This window comes from Stenotrophomonas sp. 86428_Sma (assembly GCF_056481585.1).
The window spans coordinates 2,565,587-2,585,097 of record NZ_CM151156.1 but is presented as its reverse complement, the minus strand read 5'-3'; the positions used below and the strand labels follow the sequence as shown (position 1 = coordinate 2,585,097).

Here is a 19,511-nt window from a genome sequence, read left to right as displayed (position 1 = left end):
AGAACCATGAAGCGCATACGGCTGTTTGAATCGAAACTCGCGGCGAGATTCCTTGAGGTCGATCGATTGGCGCGGGAGGGCGCCACGTTGAAGAACGTGGCTGAGAACATGCGCACGATCACCATTGCGGTGACGATGCTGATCGTGGTGGGGCTGCTGATGGACGTTCCGGCGTCCGTCATTCGTGTGGCGGCCATCGCATGGGGGTGCTGGGCACTGGTCTATGCGCTGCTTGCCGCAGCACAAGCAGGACTTCTCTTTGTCCTGCTGCTTGGCGAGGTGGCCCTGTTGAAGCACATCCTCATCCGGATTGGATTTCTCAGAGGCGCCATTGCCACAGGATTCGCGGTGCTTGTCGTGATCATCATGGCAGTGTCGTGCGTGCTGTTCGATCCGAAGCACATGCTGCATTGGTGATTGCCGACATCCTGCCGACACCCTGCAATCGTCGGGCCAGGCATTCCGGACCGGCCAAGGCGAGCCCCGCACATGGGGGATGTTCGACCTCGATTGATTCCGTTCCACTCAACCTGCGAAAGTCATGCACTCTGCAATTCCCTGCTGCCGTAGTCATTCATCAGGCGGCGATCGAACTGCCACTCTGGCCAGAACATCCGGTTCCGGACGCGTAGCGAAAGGCAGCTTGTGGCGGCGGGTTCCTCGGCTCCTCGCAGGAATGGGAATGCTGTTGCTGGCCGCATGCAGTCCGGTGCATGTGGTCAGGTCAAACCAGGCCAGGACCTATGCAGGTCTCAGCATCCACGGGGAGCGTCGGATGGAGATCGTGCCAGCGGGTAGCACGCACGGGCACTTCCAGACGGTGACTCTCGCCCCCGTCCTGCTGATGCCAGAGGTAGCTGCAACGCTGAGCCCGGGCGTCGGTGATCGCCTCAAGGCTGCCGTAAGCAGTCAGCTGCAGCGGCAGATCGACAGGCGCCTGGGCTGGAGTAGGGCAGGGCGGCCGGGAACGGGGCTGTTGCTGCTTGCAAGGATTACCTCGGTGAAGGAGGTGTCTGTCGGCCTGAACATTGCCACATCCGTCCTGATGGGACCGGTGAGCAAGGGGCAGCTTTCCCTCGAGATCGAGGCGACCGACGCAGGCACTGGCAGGCAGGTAGCACTGCTGCTGCTCGCCGACGAAGCCGATATGAGGGACATCCGGAAAAGCTACACCCTGGACGGTCACGCCAAGGCGCTTGCAGGCCGGTTCGCGATTGAGGCGGTGGAGTTCATCGCGCCAATGGTGCGATCACGGCAGCTTCCCGGAGGGCGCAACTGCCGTGCGCTTCACCCCGGTTCCCAGGCCTCATCCGAACCGCGGCTGCAGGAAAGGGAGGGGGTAGGGAGTTCCAATTGCAAATGACTCTCACTACACTTGCGGCATCCCACCCCTTCCGCCGCCTATGGCGGCCAGAACTCCGGCTCCCAACGTGAATTCCCCGCCCCACCTGTGCAGACCGCAGGCATTTGCCCTGAGGGTGATGTGTCCACGCTAGGCCGGGGCACGGGCAGCAACGCGGATCGGGCCTCGTCCACGGAGGCGGGCATTCCGGAAGACGCCTCGCCAATGGGCGGGAACCTCCTTGCGAAAGCCTATGCCCGCTGGCGCGGGCCCATTCTGCGCAGCCTTGCGCGTGTCAGAGGTGCGGACGGTGAGGACGCCCTGCACGACGGTGCAGTCAAGTGGCTGGCGGCAAACCCTGCACTGGCCTCGTGCGACCAGCAAGGCGCCTATTTCCGGCGGACGGTAATGAACACCGTGGCCGATGAATATCGTGAGCACACCGCAGGCCGCCGTCTCCAGACGCTGCCGCTGGCAGATGCCGAGGATGCGGGCCAAGCCATCGCCAGCGATGAATCACAGTGCCCGTTGCAGCTCAGCGCCCAGCGGCAGCGCCTGGAGCGCCTGCGAGAAGCGCTGGCCGAGCTGCCCGAGCGTCAACGCGAGGCATTCGTGCTCTGCCGCTTCGATGGGCTGACCCAGGAGGACGTTGCCGCTCGCATGCAGATCTCCCGCCGCATGGTGGTCAAGCATCTGTCGCGAGCGGTTGCCTACTGCGAAGTGCGGGTACGCTATGCATCTCTGGCACAGTTGCAGGAACTGCATCGCCCGATCAATGCGGGCGAGGCGTTGGCGCCTGCCATCGATGCTGATTTTCCCTGCCGATGACCGATCTCCCTTCTGCCGCAGGTTCCGACCCGTTTGCCCTGCATGAGGCGGCCGCCGCGTGGATGGTGCGGCGGCAGGATGCGGACTGGCAACCGGAAGAAGAGGCGGCCCTGCAGCACTGGCTGGCCGAGAGCGAAGCGCACCGACAGGCGTTCGCCGACGTGGCCAGAACCTGGCACGACCTCGGCCAGTTGCCGCGCCCCGTGCTGGCCTCGGACCCGCATGCGGTGATCGCCCCAGCAGTACCTGCACCTGCCGCTCCACGGCGGGGCAGGGCGGCGCGGCGTGCACGGTCGTGGCGCCTGCCACGCGTTGCGGCGGCTGCGGCCGTGGCGACGCTGGCCTTGGGGTACGTCGGCTACGGTTGGTACACCGCGCCCAGCTACGTACAGGACGTGGCCACCGGTGCGGGCGAGATACGCGATCTTCAATTGCCGGACGGCTCACGGATTTCACTCAATGCACGCAGCACGCTGGCGGTGCATTTCTATCGATCCCGTCGGGAAGTGGTGCTCAGCCAGGGCGAGGCGTACTTCGAGGTCGCCCCGGCGGCCGACCGGCCCTTCACCGTCGATGCCCAGCGCAGCCGGGTGACGGTGGTCGGCACGGCCTTCAATGTGCGCAATGGGCCGGGCGAAGTCGTGGTCAAGGTGCTGCATGGGCACGTGCGGGTACAGCCGGATCGCGCCGAAGGCACCGCGCCGGTCAGCCTGCACGCTGAACAAGGCCTGGCCGTTACCACGCTTACAGCCGCCTACCGCTCCATTGCCGCCAGCGCAGACAGCATTGGCGGCTGGCGCAACGGGCGCCTGGTGTTCCGGCGCACCCCGCTGGACGAAGTGGCGCAGGAGGTCGGGCAGTATCTGGGCCATCCCGTCACGTTGGGCCAGCCAGGGCTGAAGTTCCTGCCGGTCTCCGGCTACGCAGCCACCGATGCCCCGGCCACCTTCCTGGAAGCGCTGCCGGATCTGTTGCCCGTGCAGGTGACCCGCACTGCCCAGGGCGGCTATCGCATCGACGAACGGCCTGTCACCCGCTGACGCCGGAACGAAAATTTCTTCCGGCGCGGGTTCCCACCCCATCGCCATTTTCCGTTTACCCCAGTGAGGCCAGTAGCGGCCAAGCATGATGGAGCGGTAATGGGGTACATGAAGATCAAGCGCGCACTTGTTGCTGGCGCGTTCTCTACGGGGGTACACGCCAAGCGGCTGCCGTTGCTGGCGCTGTGCATTTCCAGCGCGCTGGCAGGGCCAGCCATCGCACAGGCGCAGCCGGCTGCGCGCGTGCAGTTCAATATTCCGGCGCAACCGCTGGATGCCGCACTGCGCCGCTTTTCCGAGCAGTCCCGGCAGCAGGTGCTGTTCAGCGAATCGGCGGTGGCGGGCCGTCGCGCCCCGGCCTTGACCGGCAGCTACACGCCGCAGGAGGCACTGGCGCGCCTGCTGGAGGGGAGTGGCGTGCGTGTCAATGCCACCCGTCCGGGCGTGTTCACCCTGGCCCAGGAAGCAGCAACACCTGCGCGCAGCAAGGAGGCCCAGACCACCCTGCAGACGGTGAACGTCACCGCCAATGCCCCAAGCGATGGCGCTTACACGGCACGTGAGCTGAGCCTGGGCAAGCTGGGGCAGAGCATCCGCCAGACCCCGCAGTCGGTCAGCGTGATCACCCGCCAGCAGCTGGACGACCGCAACCTCACCACGCTGGACGAAGCGCTGGCACAGACCACCGGCGTGACCAAGACCGCCCGCAACTTCGGCAACCACAAGTTCTCGATCCGCAGCTTCACCGTGGACGACAGCAACTATCTGGTCGATGGCGTGGCCGGCATTGTCTATGCCCCGGTGGGCTGGCTGCCGATCGACACCGCCGTGCTGGAACGGGTTGAAGTGCTGCGCGGTGCCGGTGGCATGATGCTCGGCGCGGCCGACCCCAGCGGGGCGATCAACATGGTGCGCAAGCGCCCGCACGACCAGGCTCATCTGGATCTGGCCGCAACCGTGGGCTCGTGGGACAACTACCGCGTCGAGGTGGATGGCGGTGGCCCGCTCAATGCTACCGGCAGCGTGCGCGGCCGACTGGTCGCCGCCTATCAGGACCGCGACTACTTCCAGCGGGGCACCTCATCGAAGACGCCGGTGGCCTATGGGGTGATCGATGCCGATCTGGGCACGGATACCACGCTGACCTTCGGTCTGCGCCATCAGGCCAGTAACACCGACGGCTACTGGCTGTTCGGCCTGCCGCGCTACACCGATGGCGGTGCGCTGGACATCAAGCGTTCCACCTCGCTCATCCAGGACTGGAATCGGCAGGAGGGCTCCGTCGACGAAGCCTTTGCAGAGGCGGAGCACCGCTTCAACGAACGCTGGAAGGCACGCCTGTCGGTGAACCGCACCGAGTCGGACCTGGACCAGCGTGTCGCGGTTCCGCTGGGCGGGGTGGACCGGGCCACCGGCATCGGCTCGCGCTTCTATGACATCTATTTCAACCGCTCGCGCGTGCGCAGCGATGGCATCGACCTGCACACCACCGGCAGTTTCGACGCCTTCGGCCGCAGCCATCAGCTGCTGCTGGGCGCGATGTGGTCGCGCCAGCGTACCCGCCAGAGCTCGGCGGACCTGGCCATCGACGTGCCGATTGATGTCTACGCACCCGACCACAGCGCCATCGCGCAGCCGCTGCAGCCCGCGTGGGACTGGTCAGAAAATGCCCGCGCCCAGCAGAGCGGCGTGTACAGCAACCTGCGCCTGCAGCTGGCAGAACCGCTGCACCTCACGCTGGGTGGCCGACTGAGCTGGGTGAAGTACCAGTCCAGCGATGGCTTCACCGGCGCCAAGAGCCGCGACTACGAACAGAAGCACGAATTCACCCCGTACGCCGGCCTTGTCTACGACCTGGGTCCGCAATGGTCGGTCTATGCCAGCTACGCCGATACCTTCCAGCCGCAGAGCTCGTACGTCACCGCGTCCGGCTCGGTGCTGGATCCGGCCATCGGCGCCAACTACGAGCTGGGCGTGAAGGGTGAGTTGAACGATGGCCGCCTGAATGTCTCCGCCGCAGTGTTCTCCATCCGCAAGACCGGCAACGCCGTGGTGGACGAATCCGACCCGGGCAGCTGCCGTGGCTCGCTGGCGTCGTCCGATTGCTACCGCAATGGCGGCAAGCTGCGCAGCAAGGGCTTTGAGCTGGAGGCCAGCGGCGAACTGGCGCCGGGCTGGCAGATGATGGCGGGCTATACCCACGTCACCAGCCGCGACGATGAGGGCGCGACCATCAGCGCCGAGACGCCCCGCCACCTGCTGCGCCTGTCGACGTCCTACCAGCTGCCGGGCAAGTGGAACGCGTTCTCTGTGGGCGGTGGTGTATCGGCACAGAGCAGCTACTCCTATCCGGCCTACGACGACCCGGACTGGCGCATGGGCGCAGCGGGACGTGCCGTGTGGGACCTGCGCGCCGGCTACCGGATCAATCCGCGCTGGAGCGTAGGCGTCAACGTGGCCAACCTGTTCGACACCCGCTACTACGCGATGATCAGCCAGATCCGCCGCGGCAACTTCTTTGGCGAACCCCGCAATGTGATGCTGACGCTGCGCGGCTCGCTGTGATCTTCCGCAACCGGCGGGGCAACGGCCTGCCCGCCACGGGGCAGGCATGAAAGCGGGCTTCCGGCAGAGCATGTCGTGGCTGCACACCTGGTGCGGCCTTACCTGTGGCTGGCTGCTGTGCGCGATCTTCCTGACCGGCACGCTCAGCGTGTTCCGTGAGCCGATCACGCGATGGATGGAGGCCGGCCCCGTGCCGGCCTCCTTGCCGGCGGTCGACACCGCAACGCAGGCGGTGCGTGCGCAGCACTGGCTGGCTGCAAATGCCGCTGATGCCCGGTCATGGCAGATCCGTTGGCCTGCCCAGCAGGGTTGGCCACTGGAGCTGTCGTGGGAGGATGGCGACGGCACCGCGCACGAACGCTGGGTGGATGCCGGCACAGGCATGCCACAGCCTCCACCTCGTCTTCGGGAAACCGAAGGCGGGCGCCACTTCATGTCCTTCCACTACACCCTGCACGGCGGCATGGCCGGCTACTGGCTGGTGGGCTGGATCACCGCCTGCATGCTGCTGGCGCTGGTGTCCGGCGTGGTGGTGCATAAACGCATCTTCAAGGACTTCTTCACCTTCCGCCCGGGCAAGGGACAGCGCAGTTGGCTGGATGCGCACAACCTGAGTGCCGTGCTGACCCTGCCGTTCCTGTTCATGATCGGCTACACCGGGCTGACGTTCTTCTACAGCAGCTATCTGCCGTGGCCAGTGCACGTTGCCTATGGCGATGCGGAAGGCGCCTATGCGCGCTACGAAGCCGAGCTGTCGCCTGCGCAGCCGGCTCCGCCAGGCATCCTGGTATCCACCGCGCAACTGCCAGACCTGCAGCAACTGCTGGAACGCGCGCAGGCCATCAGCGGGCAGCCGCCGGCATTGATCATGGTCCAGGCGCCCGGCACCGTGCACAGCGTGGTGGAGGTGATCGGTCGCAAGCCCGAGGGGCGCGCAGACAGGCATCTGCTGACCGAGGCCAGCCGCGCGGTGTTCGATGCTGCCAGCGGCACGCTGCTGCAACAGCATGGCGCACACCCGCATGCCATTGGCGCTGTGCAGGTGCATGAGACGATCGAAGCACTGCACAAGGCCGATTTCGGCGGCTGGCCAATGAAGTGGCTGTACTTCATCAGCGGCCTGCTGGGCACGGCGATGATCGCCATCGGCACGCTGCTGTTCTCGATCAAGCGGCGCAAGCGCAGTGAGCATGAGTTCGGCGCGGCCACGGCAGGCATCTATCGCTGCGTGGAAGCCTTCAACGTGACATCGCTGGCTGGGGTGGCGCTGGCAAGCATCGTCTACCTGTATGGCAATCGGTTGCTGCCATTGGAAATGAGCGGTCGCAGCGCATGGGAAATACGCATTTTTCTTACGGCCTGCGCCGCCTCGGTGCTGCACGCGCTTTGGCGCCCACCTCGCCTGGCCTGGATCGAGCAGCTGTGGCTGGCCGCAGCACTGTGCCTGGCGCTGCCGTTGGTGAATCTGGCAACCACCGGGCAGGGGCTGCTGATGTACCTGCAGCGGGGCGCATGGCAGCAGGCTGGGGTGGAGCTGGTCGCACTGGCCTTCGGGCTGATGCTGGCAAGGATGGCCCTGATGCTGCAGCGCCGTTGGCCAGGGGCGCAGGAGGCGGCGCGCCCTGCCAAGCCTCCGGCCGGGCGGGAGCCGGCCTATCGCTGGCAGGTGGCGAGCCGTGTGCTGGCCGCCTCGCTGGGCGGCTACGTGTTCACCGCCGTTACCGCTTCGGCACTGGCGTTGTTGTTGCCCGCGCTGGTGGGGGTAAGGACGTCCGCTTCGGTCCTGGCCAGTTCACTGCTGGGGTTCGTGCTGTTGATTGCCGTTGCTGTGGGCGTCTTCAGTGCCCGCAGTGTTGGGAGGGTGTGGCTGAGTCTGGCGGCGGGGAGTGCCCTGATGGGGTTGCTGGTGGCGATGCTGCGGACGGGGTGAGGCCAGGGGGGGCGTTGGCCTGTCACATGCTTCCGTCCAGCCTCTTCCGGAAGAACGCCCCCAGCGCTGCAAACGGAATCAGATCGGTGCGGTCGTACAGATCCACATGGCCTGCACCCTTCACCCACAGCAGTTCCTTCGGTTGTCCCGCCAGCCGGTAGGCCTCCTCACTGAATTCCTTTGAATGCGCCTGATCACCCGCAATGAACAACATCGGACGCGGGGAGATGGTCTCGATGTCGTTGAACGGATAGAAGTTCATGAACTTCACGTTGCTGGTCAGCGTCGGGTGGGTGGTGAGCTGCGGTGATGAACCAGTCGGCGTGAACTCGCCGCGCGAAGTGCGGTAGAAGTCGTAGAACTCGCGCTGGATCGGATGAGTATCTGCCTCAAGCCTATGCACCGTGCCGGAGGTGTACTGTGCGGCGCCGCCCTCGGCTTCGACCCAACGCTGGCGCGCGGCAGCAGCAATCACGGCCTTGCGCTGCTCAACGCTCTGCGAGCGGTTGAGGGCACTGCGGTTCGCAGCGCCCATGTCGTACATGCTGACGGTAGCAATGGCTTTCATGCGCGGGTCGATCTTGGCCGCACTGATCACGAAACTGCCACTGCCGCAGATGCCAAGCACGCCGATCCGTTCGCGATCCACCTGTGGCTGCGTGCCCAGGTAATCGACGGCTGCACTGAAGGCCTCGGCATAGATGTCCGGCGCAACTGCATTGCGGGGCTCGCCCGCACTTTCACCCCAGAATGACTGGTCGATAGCCAGGGTCACGAAGCCTTGTTCAGCCAGCTTCTGTGCGTAGAGATCCGCACTCTGCTCCTTCACTGCGCCCATGGGATGGCCCACGATGATCGCGGGCAATGCTTGCCCAGGCCTGTGGTTCTTCGGTACGTACAGATTGCCGACGATCTGCATGTGGTACTGGTTGTTGAAGTGCACTTTTTCGCTGATGAGCTGGGTGCTTCGATAGAAGTTGTCGGCGTCGCGGGTCATGTCCTGTCCAATTGCAGTGAAGGGGATGGTCGCGAGGACCAGAGAAAGCAGCAGCGTCTTCATTCGCTCATCTCCGAATACTCTTCGTCGCTTACTTTCTCCAGCCACGTCACCGGGCTGCCATCCACCGCCTCGGCAATCGCGATGTGGGTCATCGCCACTGCGGCACTTGCGCCATGCCAATGCTTCACGCCCGGGGCGATCCACACGGTGTCGCCCGGACGAATCTGCTGGCGTGGCTGACCCCACTGCTGCACCCAGCCCACGCCTGCGGTCACGATGAGGGTCTGGCCCAGCGGGTGGGTGTGCCAGGCCGTGCGTGCGCCGGGCTCAAAGGTGACCGTTGCACCTCCTACGCGTGCCGGCGCAGGGCGTTGGAACCCGCCATCGATGCGCACGTTGCCAGTGAAGTAGTCAGCGGGGCCCGCCACGGACGATGCGCTGCCAGCAGGCGTTATGCTCAGATCATCGCTGGCCGGGCCGCCGCCGGTCGCAGGCGCAGCCATGGATATCAACGTACCGAGAAGCATGGACATGGGGAGTACTCCAGGAGTTGGGGGATTACCAGGCGTAGGCATTGGGCGCCTCGCCACCGGGGCCAGGCCAGATCGCATCCAGTCGAGCCAGTGAAACAACTGAGAGCTTCAGCGCAGGGGCCTTCAGGTTCTGCAAAAGCTGGTCCACCGTGCGCGGCCCGCTCAGCGCGGTGGTCACCACCGGGTTGTGCAGCAGCCAGGCCAGCGCCACGTCGGCGGGCGCCTCACCCAGTTCATCGCAGAACGCTTCATACGCTTCCAGCTGCGGGCGCAGCTGTTCGATACGCTGCAGGAGGTGCGGGGTAGCGCGTCGGCCATTGGCGACATTCTTCAGCACGCCGCCCAGCAGGCCCATGCCGATCGGGCTCCAGGGGATCAGGCCGAGCCCGTGGTAGCGCAGGGCCGGGATCACTTCCAGTTCCACCTTGCGCTGGGTCAGGTTGTACAGGCTCTGCTCGGCCACCAGGCCGAAGGTGTGCCGCGCGGTGGCCACGCCCTGTGCGGTGGCGATGTCCCAGCCGGCAAAGTTGCTGCTGCCCACGTAGGTGATCTTGCCTTCGCGGATCAGCTGTTCCATGGCCTGCCAGATTTCTTCCCATGGCGTGGCCCGGTCCACATGGTGCATCTGGTACAGATCGATGTGGTCGGTCTGCAGTCGGCGCAGGCTGGCCTCGCAGGCGCGGCGGATGTGGTACGCCGACAACCGGCGATCATTCGGGCCCAGCCCCATCGGCTGGTACACCTTGGTCGCCAGTACCAGACCATCACGCTTGCCACTGCGCTTGAGCCAGCGCCCGATGATCTCTTCAGACACGCCGAAGCCCTGCGCCATGTCCGGCGACTGCGGTCCGCCGTAGACGTCGGTGCTGTCGAAGAAGTTGATGCCGGCGTCCACGGCGGCATCCATGATGGCGAAACTGGTTGGCTCGTCGGCAAGCTCGCCGAAGTTCATGGTGCCAAGACCCAGCCGGCTGATCTTCAGGCCCGATCGGCCCAGACAGGTGTAGTGCATGGGGGACTCCTTCAGGTATGGACAGGCAGGCGATGGTGCTGCGCCGAGCGCGCAGCGATGCAGGACGTGACCACCGAGCCCAACAGCAGGACAGCGCTGAACCAGAACGTGGCGCGGTAGCCCTGGTGGTCCAGCAGCAGGCCGCCCACGGTCGCACCGACGGCGATGGCCATCTGCACCACGGCTACCATCAGGCCGCCACCGGCCTCGCCGTCATCGGGCAGGGTGCGGGCCAGCCACGACCACCAGGCCACGGGCGCCGACGTGCCAAGCAGGCCCCACAGGGCGAACAACACCGCCACCCTCGGCAGCGTGTTGCCGAGCAGGATCATGCACACCGCCACCACGGCCATCAGTGCGGGCAGCAGCACCAGTGTGCGGAAGAGTGCCTTGTGCACGAAGGGCTCGATCAACAACGTGCCGGCCAGGCCCGCAGCACCCATCAACAGCAGCAACAGCGACAACGTCGAAGGTGATACGTGCAGCGTGCCTTCCACGAACGGGCGCAGGTAGGTGAACAGCGAGAACTGGCCCATGAAGAACAGGCTCACGCCCGCCATGCCCCACGCCACCGGCGGGCGCTTCAACAGCGCGAACACATTCCAGGAAGCGCGCCCGGCGGTCGCCTTCATCGATGGCAGCGCGGCGATCTTCCACAGCAGGGCCACCACAGCCACCGGCACCAGCGAGAAGAACGCACCGCGCCAACCGATGATGGCGCCGAAGTAACTGCCCATCGGCGCCGCAATGACCGTGGCAAGCGCGTTGCCGCCGTTGACGATGGCCAGTGCGCGGGGCACCTGGTGCGAAGGAACCAGGCGCATGGCGGTGGCGGCCGACATGGCCCAGAAGCCACCGATGGCCACGCCGATCAGCGCACGGCCCAGCATGAACACCGGGAAGCTGGGCGCCAGTGCCGCCAGCGTGCCCGAGAGGATCATCGCGGTAGTGAGGCCCAGCAGCAGCCATTTGCGGTCCAGCTGTCCGGCCAGTGGCGAGACCAACAGGCTGGTGACCAGGGCGAACCCGCCGGACACCGCGATGGCCTGTCCGGCCTGGCCTTCACTGACGTGCAGGTCGGTGGCGATGGGCGTCAGCAGGCTGACCGGCATGAATTCGGAAGCGACCAGCGCGAAGGCGCCGAGTGACAGGGCCAGCACCGCACCCCATTCCCTGGGAGATGCCGAGCGGACAGGCGCGGCCGTGCTCGCCCCGGTCGGGGGGAGATTGAGTGAACACATGAAGGTTTCCAGGCCCAAAAAGGGCGATGACGGCGGAAAGCTCCGGCGGCCGGAGCTCCCCTGGTGGGGAAGGGGGCCAGTCTGGACCACGCAGAGGTACTTGATTAGATAATCAATTTCGAATGGGTCAATTAGTTGCGCTAATCAATCCCTGTGACACACTGCACGCATGGCACGACGCAACTTCAATGACCTGCTGGCTTTCGTGACCGTAGCGCGGGAGGGCAGCTTCACCCGTGCGGCAGGTGTACTCGGGGTTACCCAGTCCGCACTGAGCCAGGCCATCAAGACCCTGGAAGAGAGTCTCGGCATCCGGCTGCTGACCCGCACGACGCGCAGCGTTTCGCCGACCACGGCAGGCGAGCGCCTGCTGCAGTCGATCGGCAACCACTTCGACGACATCGAGATGGAGCTCGAAGCACTTACTGCATTGAGGGACACGCCAGCCGGGCAGGTCAGGATCACCAGCGGCGACCACGTACTGCGCACGGTGCTGCTGCCCAAGCTGATGCCGCTGCTGCACCGCTATCCGGACATCCGCATCGAATTCGACGTCAGCTATGCACTGCGTGACATCGTTGCCGACCGCTTCGACGCCGGTGTTCGCCTTGGCGAATCCATCGACAAGGACATGGTCGCCCTGCCCATCGGCCCACGCCTGCGCATGGCCACCGCAGGGACGCCGGGCTACTTCGCTGCGCACGGAATGCCGAAGGTGCCGGGCGATCTGACTGGTCACCGGTGCATCAACATCCGTCTTCCCACCAGCGGTGGACTGTATGTGTGGGAGTACGAGAAGAAGGGTCGCGAGATCAATGTGCGCGTGGATGGCCCGCTGGTGTTCAGCACGTCACCGCACATGGTCGATGCCGCGCTTGATGGCCTGGGCCTGGTGCATCTGCCCGTTGATGAGCTGGCACCCCATCTGGAAAGCGGCCGCCTGGTGCGGGTACTGGAGGACTGGTGCCCGCTGTTCCCCGGCTATCATCTGTATTACCCGAGCAGACGGCAGCCATCCCCGGCGTTCAGCCTGGTGCTCGAGGCATTGCGGGTCTAGGTCGATGTTGCCTCGATGACCGTCCGGCATCACAGCCGCGATGGGCTCACTGGAACAGGATCGCCGCCCTGCAGCCGGCCCTCGCGTGCGGGTTCTTCGCTACCGATCCGGAAACGTGCCGCATCCCAACCGATGCAGAACACGGCAAGAGTTTGACCAGGCGGAACGCACGCCTGGACAGCCCACCCGTCAACTGGGCGGGGCACGTTCTAGAGTACCTTGCAATGCGTATTCTGGACCTTCTGGACACACTGCGTTCACGGTCACCGACACCCGCGCTCACCACACTGCACCTTCCTTACGCACGAAGAGGTGCCACATGGCCACCTGTGATGTATGCGGCAACAACTACGACAAGAGTTTCACCCTGCAGCAGGGCGGACGCAGCGGAACCTTCGATTCGTTCGAGTGCGCGATTCATGCATTCGCGCCGCGCTGTGCACATTGCGACTGCGCGGTGATCGGGCATGGCGTTGAAGGAAAGGGCCAGATCTTCTGCTGTGCACATTGCGCCGGTCATGCCGGTGTACAGGGTGTAGCGGACCGGGCCTGAACTGCCTCGATTTGATCCTGCCGATTACGCAGAAACCAGCGACGAAAGTCGGACGACCCGGGCTGCGCCCGAGTCTGCCAGCACTGCCAGTGCATGCCGTTTCTGCGAGGGCATCGCCGCCACAGCTTCCAATGCCACCACGACCTCGAACTCCCTGGCGTTGGCGTCCAGCGCCGTGGCCAGGACACACGAGTCGGCCGTCATGCCAGTGAGGCAAAGACGGCGTACTCCCAGCTTGGCCAGCAGAATCGGCAAGGGACTGGCGAGGAACGCCGAGTGCTTGGGCTTGAGCACGAAATAGTGGCCGGGCAGGGGGGAGAGGGTTGTGGCAATTCGGGCAGCCGTCCCCCCGTCCCGCTGGCACTGCTCCACTTGCTGGCGGAAGTCCCGCTTCCAATCTGAGAAGTTGTCATTGGCATAGATGACTGGCCACCCTTGGTCATCGAAGTGGTCTCTCAGGCGGCGGATCTGCCGGGCCGCGTTCTCTGCCGCTGGCGCCAGCGCGTCTGCACCTGGGAAGTCGAAACGACTGAACATGTCGATGATCAGCAGGGCGGTAGAAGGGCGGCGTGCCATGCCTCAATCTCCTGTCTGCGCATGCGGCGCTTCGACCGGCTTGGACTGTGGCGAATCCTTCTGACGCAGGAAGATGGTCAGCACAACCAGAGACAGCACGGCCAGAAACTCACTTTGCCAGTTCTGCATCGATTCGAACCAGAACGTGCTGCTGGCCAGGTGCTCGAGAAAGCCCGGCACTGGCAAGCCCTGCAGCCGCTGCTCGGCCTGCTCGGCGCGCCAGCTTCCCAATGCGTGCAGCGTAAAGCTGGCCAGGAACAACAGGCCGAAGGCGATGGCAAGCGAATGGCCATAGATGATTTTCCATGCGCCACCACGCCTCACGGGCCAGGGCGTGGGCCCCCGCTCGACGCGATTCTGTTCCTGCGCAGGGTCCAAGGGCCGCGATTCGGCCGAACCGCGCTGGCGAAGGCTCACTGTCAGAAGGACATACATCCCCATCTGCAGGAATTCGCTCTCCCAGTTCTCGAATGTGGCGCTGACGAAATGCCCGGTTGCCAGGTAGTGCCAGAGATCGATCGGCGTGCGTCCGTGCTGCAGCAGCTCCTGGTTGTGCACGTGATGTCCCGCAATTGCCTGCCCACCAATGAATACAACGGTGAGCACAAGCAGCACCAGCGAGAGACCGTTGCGCTTCCACATGCAACACCTCGTTCAGGCTGTTTCAATGGCCATGATGAAGCTTGCGCCGCCAGCGGGCCATGAGCTGTGAATCCGGCGCATCCAGTATGTGAGGCGGTCTCAACGTTTCCCTGTTGGATCGGGATCAGGACGCTCGTAGTCCTCGGGTACAGCCTTGGGCCCATCGCCATCGTCGGGCATGTCGTGCTCCTTCCATCTGGCTCGATCATTGCGCCGCTTGTCCGGCGTATGTGCCTTCGACTGATCATCCACGTCCGTGGTCGGATTGAAGGGGAGCTTGTCGGTCATGGGTTGCTCCTGCAGCAGGAGGTTGAAGCGTGCGGCCAGTGCGGTTAACGCGGTGACGTCGCGAAATGAACACCATGCACACCGGGATGTCACCGCAGGGGGAGGGGGTGTTGCGATGCTGGAACCCCCTCTTGCTGGAGAACCGCGATGCAGGCATTGACCTACCACGGCCGCAAGGATGTACGCGTCGAGACCGTGCCGGACCCGGTACTGGCGGCTGATGACGATCTGATCCTGCGTGTTACCGCTACCGCCATCTGCGGCTCGGACCTGCATCTGTATCGGGGCAAGATTCCGGATCTGCACGATGGCGATGTTCTCGGCCACGAATTCATGGGCATCGTGGAAGAGGTCGGCAGCGGCGTCACCCAGGTCAAGCCGGGGGATCGGGTGGTGATTCCCTTCGTGATCGCCTGTGGTGAGTGCTTCCACTGTCGGCTGGCCGAGTATGCCGCTTGCGAAACCACCAATACCGGCAAGGGCGCGGCGCTGAATCAGAAGGGCCTTCTGCCGCCGGCCGCGCTGTTCGGATACAGCCATCTGTACGGTGGGGTTGCCGGTGGCCAAGCGGAGTTCGTGCGCGTGCCCAAGGCGAATGTGGGCCCGCTACGTATTCCGGAAGGCGTGGCCGACGAGCAGGTCCTGTTCCTGTCCGACATCCTGCCCACCGGCTACCAGGCCGCGCTGAACGCAGGGGTGAAGCCGGGCTCAACGGTGGCCATCTTCGGTGCGGGCCCGGTCGGGCTGATGAGCGCGGCCTGCTGCCGCCTGCTGGGGGCCGAGACCATCTTCATGATCGATCATCTTCGGTACCGCCTTGACTATGCGCGCCGCGCCTACGGGGTGACCCCCATTGATTTCAGCGAGATCGAAGACCCGGCCGATTTCATCCTCGCCCAGACCAGTGGACGGGGTGTGGACGCCTGCATCGAGGCGGTGGGCTTCGAGGCCGAGGGCAGTGCGCTGGAGTCAGCGTTGACCGCTGTAAAGCTGGAAGGCAGCAGCGGCGTGGCGATCCGGCAATGTATTGCAGCTGCACGCCGCGGCGGGGTGGTCAGCATCCCAGGCGTCTACGCCGGCTTCATCCATGGCTTCCTGCTGGGTGACGCGTTCGACAAGGGGCTGACGTTCAAGATGGGGCAGACCCATGTGCAGGGACTGATGCCGGAACTGCTCGACGCAATCATGGAAGGAAAGCTGGACCCGGGCGACATCATCTCGCACAGGATGCGACTGGCCGATGCGGCGCAGGGCTACGCGATGTTTGACGCCAAGGACGACGACTGCCGCAAGATCGTATTGACACCCTGAGCATGCCGCCATGAGCGCGATCGTCATGGCATGCGTCTATGCGCTCTGGTTGGCCGCCGGTTGGCTCGACTTCCATTTCCACCGGCGTACCGACCTGCCGCACACCTCTGCGTTGCGGGAAAGCGCATTGCACGGGCTGCAGCTACTGCTGATTGGTAGTGGCGTGCTGGCATGGCTCCTGCTGGAGAATACCCGGTCACTCGTCGCGCTCCTGGCGCTTCTGGTGATCGCACACGCGATCACCGGCTATTTCGACACCGTCAGCGCGGACGGCCGCCGGCGTATCAGTCCAGCGGAGCAGCACGTGCACAGCGTGCTCGATGCCGCGCCCTGGGTTCTGCTGGGCTGGGTCGGCTGGCACGCGCAGCCGCGGTGGTCGCTGAGCGTGGATCCTGCGGCGCTTGAGGCCTGGTGGCTCGTGCTGTTGCCGGCGCTGGTACTGGTGGTGCTGCCATGGCTGTGGGAATTGCAGCAGTGCCTGCGCGTGAGGCAGCAACGGCGTGGGACAGGTGCGTGAGGATCACTGCGCGGGGCATTCATGTGCCCGCCACACCTCCAAGACAGTGATATGACCGCCTGCCGCCTACGTTCATGACATATCTTCATTGCAGAAGCCCTCATGCAGGATGCGACGCCGCCATCATCGTTGATCAACCGCGCCCGCCAGGTGTTCGTCCAGCAGCCTGAACTGCCATTACCGGGATGCGGGCAGACACTGGATCGTTGGAGGGCGCTTGCGGCGTTGGGGGGCGAAGATCTCTGCCTGGCCAAGGTGCTGGAGGCGCACTACGACGCGCAGGCGATCATGGCCGAGTTGAAGGCACCGTTGGCTGCTGAAGGCCAACTGTGGGCTGTGTGGGCGGCAGAAGGCCCGGCGAGCACACTTCGCATCGACGCCGAGGGCAGACTGCGCGGGGACAAGCCTTGGTGCTCGGGCAGCGCCTGGGTGGATGCCGCATTGGTCACGGTTCGCAGTGCTCAGGGGGTGTGGCTGTGCCAAGTCGCAGCGGAGCACTGGGGTACGCTGTCGGGTGAGCCATGGCCCGCCGTCGGCATGGCCGGGATTCCGTCCACCACCGTGCGCTTTGATGCCGCGCCAATGGTGATATTGGGGGCTCGCGATGACTATCTGCAACGACCGGGCTTCTGGCATGGAGGCGCGGGTATGGCGGCGGTATGGTTTGGCGCAGCGGTCGCGTTGGCCGAACGCATGCGATCAGCCTGCACCGAGGGAAATCGTGCACGTCTACTGGGTGAAGTGGACCTCGCGCTGGCGCCGGCAGCGGCGCTGCTTCGCGAACTGGCGGCACGCATCGATGCCGAGCCCGAATCGGCGCATCGCGAGGACGTGGTGCGGATACGTTGCGTGGTCGAGCGTGCGGCTACGCGCGTGCTGGATCTGGCGGGTCGGGCCCTGGGCCCGGCCCCCATGTGCCTGGAAGATGCCCATGCCCACCGCTGCGCTGACCTGACCGTGTTCCTTCGCCAGAACCACGCCGACCGCGATTGGGAATGGCTGGGTGGGCGGCGGGCGGCCCAGGAGGCGACATGGGCGCTGTAGCCAAAGCACCGCTGCAAGGCGAAGGAACGCAGGAACAGGCGTGGCTGCGCTGCAATTGGCTCTGGCAGCAGCCGATTACGCCGGCAAGCGCGCTGTGCACCGGGCATGACCGCCTGGTGGTGGTCGCGCCGCACCCGGACGACGAGATCCTCGGCTGTGGCGGACTGCTCCATCACGCAGTGGGGCAGGGCATGGAGGTGAGCGTCGTTGCCGTGACCGACGGCGAAGCATGCTATCCGGGCGAGCCGTGGTGGACGCCAGGGCGCTTGCGGTCGGCACGGCGGGCGGAGCTTGCCGCGGCCCTTGGCGAACTCGGCATCCCGGCCGGTTCCATATTTCACCTGGGTATCGCCGACGGCGCGGTCAGCACGCACGAACAGGGCCTGGAAGGCTGGCTGCAACAGCATCTGCAGCCGCGTGACCTGATCCTGGCGCCATGGCGGTTTGATGGCCACCCCGACCATGAAGCGGCAGGGCGTGCTGCCTGCCACGCCGCCCGGGCGGTGGGGTGCCGCCGTCTGGAGTACCCGGTCTGGGGATGGCACTGGCTGGATCCGGCCTGTGCACATATGGCGTGGGAGGTGCCCAGACTGGTCGACATTTCAGCAGTAGCGGCCGCGAAACGAAACGCGATCGCGCATTTCCGGACGCAGACGGGCGACGTGCCGGGCTTGAACAGCCCTCCGGTGCTGCCCGCGCATGTACTGACCCGATTCTTCCGAAACTACGAGGTTTTCCTGGCATGAGCGCGCAACCGTACTTCGATGACCTGCATGAGCAGGAGGACCCGTTCGGCTACCGAAGCCGATGGTATGAAGAACGCAAGCGTGCACTGCTGCTGGCAAGCCTGAGCCAGCGTCATTTCACTCGCGGGTGGGAGCTGGGTTGTTCCAATGGCGTACTGACCGAGGCCCTGGCCGCCCGTTGCGAGCGACTTCTGGCAACCGACATCAGCCCGCGTGCTGCGTTCCAGGCGCGCCGCAACCTGGCCCACCTGCCGCACGTGCAGGTCCACTGCGCCAGCCATCCCGAGCAATGGCCGCCGGGCCGCTTCGATCTGATCGTCTGCGGCGAAATGGGCTACTACCTGGGAGCCGGCGCGCTGCGCGAGCTGCGCACCGGTATCGGGGAAGCGCTTCGTGATGATGGACTGCTGGTGGCCTGCCATTGGCTGCCCTCGTTCCCGGGGCGCGCGAGCCGCACCGAGGTCGTGCATCGATGCCTGGGTGAAGGCCTGCAGGAGGCCTTCCACTATCGCGACGCGGACTTCGTACTGCAGGGCTGGACGCGCGGCGCGATGTCGTTGGCCCGACTGGAGGGCCTGCGGTGATAGGCGTGCTGGTTCCGGCCCACAACGAGGCAGCCAGCATGGAGCGGTGCCTGCAGTCGATCAGGAGGGCGGCCCTGAATCCCGGGCTGGGTGGCGAAGCGGTGGAGGTGATTGTTGCGCTGGACGATTGTTCGGACGCCACGGAATCCATCTGCGCCCAGCAACGGGTTGATACGCTGCGGTTGGATGCACGCTGCGTCGGCATCGCCCGAGCCGCCGCCGCCGCCGAGCTGCTGGGCCGGGGTGCAAGATGGCTGGCGAGCACGGACGCGGACAGCGAGGTACCTCCTGAGTGGCTGGTCGCACAGCTTGAGGGACGCCGGGACGTCTTCTGCGGGCTGGTGGACATCGCAACGAACTGCAGCGCCGAGGAGCGCCTGCGCAAGGCGTTCCGGAGGCGGCAGCAATGGGAGGACGATCATGGGCGTATCCACGGCGCGAACCTGGGTGTTTCCGCCCAGGCCTATCGTGCGGCAGGCGGCTTTTCGCCACTGCACTGCGGGGAGGACGTCCAGCTGGTGAGGACATTGCAGCGTCTCGGCGCTGATGTGCGGTGGGCGGGGGCGCCGCTCGTCATGACCAGTGCCCGCCTGGCAGGGCGCGCGACAGGCGGGTTTTCAGCCTATCTGGCGGAGATGGGCGGGTTGGGCGCCGCACCGGCGGCGGGCCAGCCGATCCTGTTGGCTTGAAAATCAGCCGCTT

Annotated in this window: 21 protein-coding genes; 14 read left to right on the top strand and 7 right to left on the bottom strand. The window is 65.3% G+C overall.

All coding sequences use genetic code 11. The annotated features are described in order from the left end of the window. Window positions 1-6: 6 nt before the first annotated feature. The 6 genes from ACZK3J_RS11925 to ACZK3J_RS11900 all read left to right on the top strand — a co-directional run bounded on the left by ACZK3J_RS11925 (window position 7) and on the right by ACZK3J_RS11900 (window position 7,705). Window positions 7-417 (top strand): hypothetical protein, encoded by a 411-nt coding sequence (locus ACZK3J_RS11925; RefSeq protein WP_012511082.1) that lies wholly within the window; start codon window positions 7-9, stop codon window positions 415-417. Between the two features lie 265 nt (window positions 418-682). Next, complete coding sequence (locus ACZK3J_RS11920; RefSeq protein WP_049463422.1) at window positions 683-1,363, top strand: DUF3313 family protein; 681 nt, start codon at window positions 683-685, stop codon at window positions 1,361-1,363. A 204-nt stretch (window positions 1,364-1,567) separates the two neighbouring features. After that, window positions 1,568-2,170: an RNA polymerase sigma factor gene (locus ACZK3J_RS11915; protein ID WP_478475829.1), complete on the top strand. Its 603-nt coding sequence runs from the start codon at window positions 1,568-1,570 to the stop codon at window positions 2,168-2,170. Beyond that, window positions 2,167-3,210, top strand: a complete 1,044-nt coding sequence (locus tag ACZK3J_RS11910; RefSeq protein ID WP_049463420.1) for a FecR family protein — start codon at window positions 2,167-2,169, stop codon at window positions 3,208-3,210. Before ACZK3J_RS11915 ends, ACZK3J_RS11910 begins: the two co-directional genes overlap by 4 nt. Window positions 3,211-3,318: 108 nt before the next feature. Further along, window positions 3,319-5,775, top strand: a complete 2,457-nt coding sequence (locus ACZK3J_RS11905) for a TonB-dependent siderophore receptor (protein WP_478475828.1) — start codon at window positions 3,319-3,321, stop codon at window positions 5,773-5,775. A 46-nt stretch (window positions 5,776-5,821) separates the two neighbouring features. Further along, window positions 5,822-7,705 carry a PepSY-associated TM helix domain-containing protein gene (locus tag ACZK3J_RS11900; protein ID WP_414576523.1) on the top strand — a complete coding sequence of 628 codons (1,884 nt, stop codon included), beginning with the start codon at window positions 5,822-5,824 and terminating at the stop codon, window positions 7,703-7,705. A 22-nt stretch (window positions 7,706-7,727) separates the two neighbouring features. Here ACZK3J_RS11900 and ACZK3J_RS11895 read toward each other — a convergent pair whose 3' ends face one another. The 4 genes from ACZK3J_RS11895 to ACZK3J_RS11880 are packed head-to-tail and all read right to left on the bottom strand — an operon-like array spanning window position 7,728 to window position 11,491. Beyond that, window positions 7,728-8,765 carry an alpha/beta hydrolase gene (locus ACZK3J_RS11895; protein WP_414576521.1) on the bottom strand — a complete coding sequence of 346 codons (1,038 nt, stop codon included), beginning with the start codon at window positions 8,763-8,765 and terminating at the stop codon, window positions 7,728-7,730. Further along, entirely contained in the window at window positions 8,762-9,238 is a 477-nt protein-coding gene (locus ACZK3J_RS11890; protein WP_168356089.1) for a (R)-mandelonitrile lyase, read from the bottom strand. Before ACZK3J_RS11890 ends, ACZK3J_RS11895 begins: the two co-directional genes overlap by 4 nt. A gap of 25 nt (window positions 9,239-9,263) precedes the next feature. Beyond that, window positions 9,264-10,250, bottom strand: a complete 987-nt coding sequence (locus ACZK3J_RS11885) for an aldo/keto reductase (protein ID WP_478475827.1) — start codon at window positions 10,248-10,250, stop codon at window positions 9,264-9,266. 11 nt (window positions 10,251-10,261) lie between these two features. Then, window positions 10,262-11,491: an MFS transporter gene (locus ACZK3J_RS11880; RefSeq protein ID WP_478475826.1), complete on the bottom strand. Its 1,230-nt coding sequence runs from the start codon at window positions 11,489-11,491 to the stop codon at window positions 10,262-10,264. Window positions 11,492-11,660: 169 nt separating this feature from the next. On the opposite strand from ACZK3J_RS11880, the gene ACZK3J_RS11875 reads away from it, so the two are divergent. Continuing rightward, window positions 11,661-12,548, top strand: coding sequence for a LysR family transcriptional regulator (locus ACZK3J_RS11875; RefSeq protein ID WP_006367409.1), 888 nt, complete (start codon window positions 11,661-11,663; stop codon window positions 12,546-12,548). 319 nt (window positions 12,549-12,867) lie between these two features. Further along, entirely contained in the window at window positions 12,868-13,101 is a 234-nt protein-coding gene (locus ACZK3J_RS11870) for a hypothetical protein (RefSeq protein ID WP_049422290.1), read from the top strand. A 24-nt stretch (window positions 13,102-13,125) separates the two neighbouring features. Here ACZK3J_RS11870 and ACZK3J_RS11865 read toward each other — a convergent pair whose 3' ends face one another. The 3 genes from ACZK3J_RS11865 to ACZK3J_RS11855 form a co-directional block, all read right to left on the bottom strand. Beyond that, window positions 13,126-13,677 (bottom strand): cysteine hydrolase family protein, encoded by a 552-nt coding sequence (locus tag ACZK3J_RS11865; protein WP_134950739.1) that lies wholly within the window; start codon window positions 13,675-13,677, stop codon window positions 13,126-13,128. A gap of 3 nt (window positions 13,678-13,680) precedes the next feature. Next, window positions 13,681-14,319 carry a DUF6766 family protein gene (locus tag ACZK3J_RS11860; RefSeq protein WP_257470664.1) on the bottom strand — a complete coding sequence of 213 codons (639 nt, stop codon included), beginning with the start codon at window positions 14,317-14,319 and terminating at the stop codon, window positions 13,681-13,683. Window positions 14,320-14,418: 99 nt separating this feature from the next. Then, window positions 14,419-14,607, bottom strand: coding sequence for a hypothetical protein (locus ACZK3J_RS11855; protein ID WP_080355380.1), 189 nt, complete (start codon window positions 14,605-14,607; stop codon window positions 14,419-14,421). 147 nt (window positions 14,608-14,754) lie between these two features. Between ACZK3J_RS11855 and ACZK3J_RS11850 the strand changes: the two genes are divergently transcribed. The 6 genes from ACZK3J_RS11850 to ACZK3J_RS11825 all read left to right on the top strand — a co-directional run bounded on the left by ACZK3J_RS11850 (window position 14,755) and on the right by ACZK3J_RS11825 (window position 19,498). After that, complete coding sequence (locus tag ACZK3J_RS11850) at window positions 14,755-15,918, top strand: zinc-dependent alcohol dehydrogenase (RefSeq protein WP_107431976.1); 1,164 nt, start codon at window positions 14,755-14,757, stop codon at window positions 15,916-15,918. A gap of 10 nt (window positions 15,919-15,928) precedes the next feature. Next, window positions 15,929-16,435 (top strand): hypothetical protein, encoded by a 507-nt coding sequence (locus ACZK3J_RS11845; protein WP_049463406.1) that lies wholly within the window; start codon window positions 15,929-15,931, stop codon window positions 16,433-16,435. A gap of 102 nt (window positions 16,436-16,537) precedes the next feature. Then, on the top strand, window positions 16,538-17,479 hold the full coding sequence (locus ACZK3J_RS11840) for an acyl-CoA dehydrogenase middle domain-containing protein (RefSeq protein ID WP_277778436.1): 942 nt from the start codon (window positions 16,538-16,540) through the stop codon (window positions 17,477-17,479). Beyond that, window positions 17,467-18,225 (top strand): PIG-L deacetylase family protein, encoded by a 759-nt coding sequence (locus ACZK3J_RS11835; protein ID WP_049463403.1) that lies wholly within the window; start codon window positions 17,467-17,469, stop codon window positions 18,223-18,225. Before ACZK3J_RS11840 ends, ACZK3J_RS11835 begins: the two co-directional genes overlap by 13 nt. Continuing rightward, on the top strand, window positions 18,222-18,809 hold the full coding sequence (locus ACZK3J_RS11830) for a class I SAM-dependent DNA methyltransferase (protein ID WP_049463402.1): 588 nt from the start codon (window positions 18,222-18,224) through the stop codon (window positions 18,807-18,809). The genes ACZK3J_RS11835 and ACZK3J_RS11830 overlap by 4 nt, the downstream gene beginning before the upstream one ends. After that, window positions 18,806-19,498: a glycosyltransferase family 2 protein gene (locus ACZK3J_RS11825; protein WP_277778437.1), complete on the top strand. Its 693-nt coding sequence runs from the start codon at window positions 18,806-18,808 to the stop codon at window positions 19,496-19,498. The genes ACZK3J_RS11830 and ACZK3J_RS11825 overlap by 4 nt, the downstream gene beginning before the upstream one ends. The last annotated feature ends 13 nt before the right edge of the window (window positions 19,499-19,511 follow it).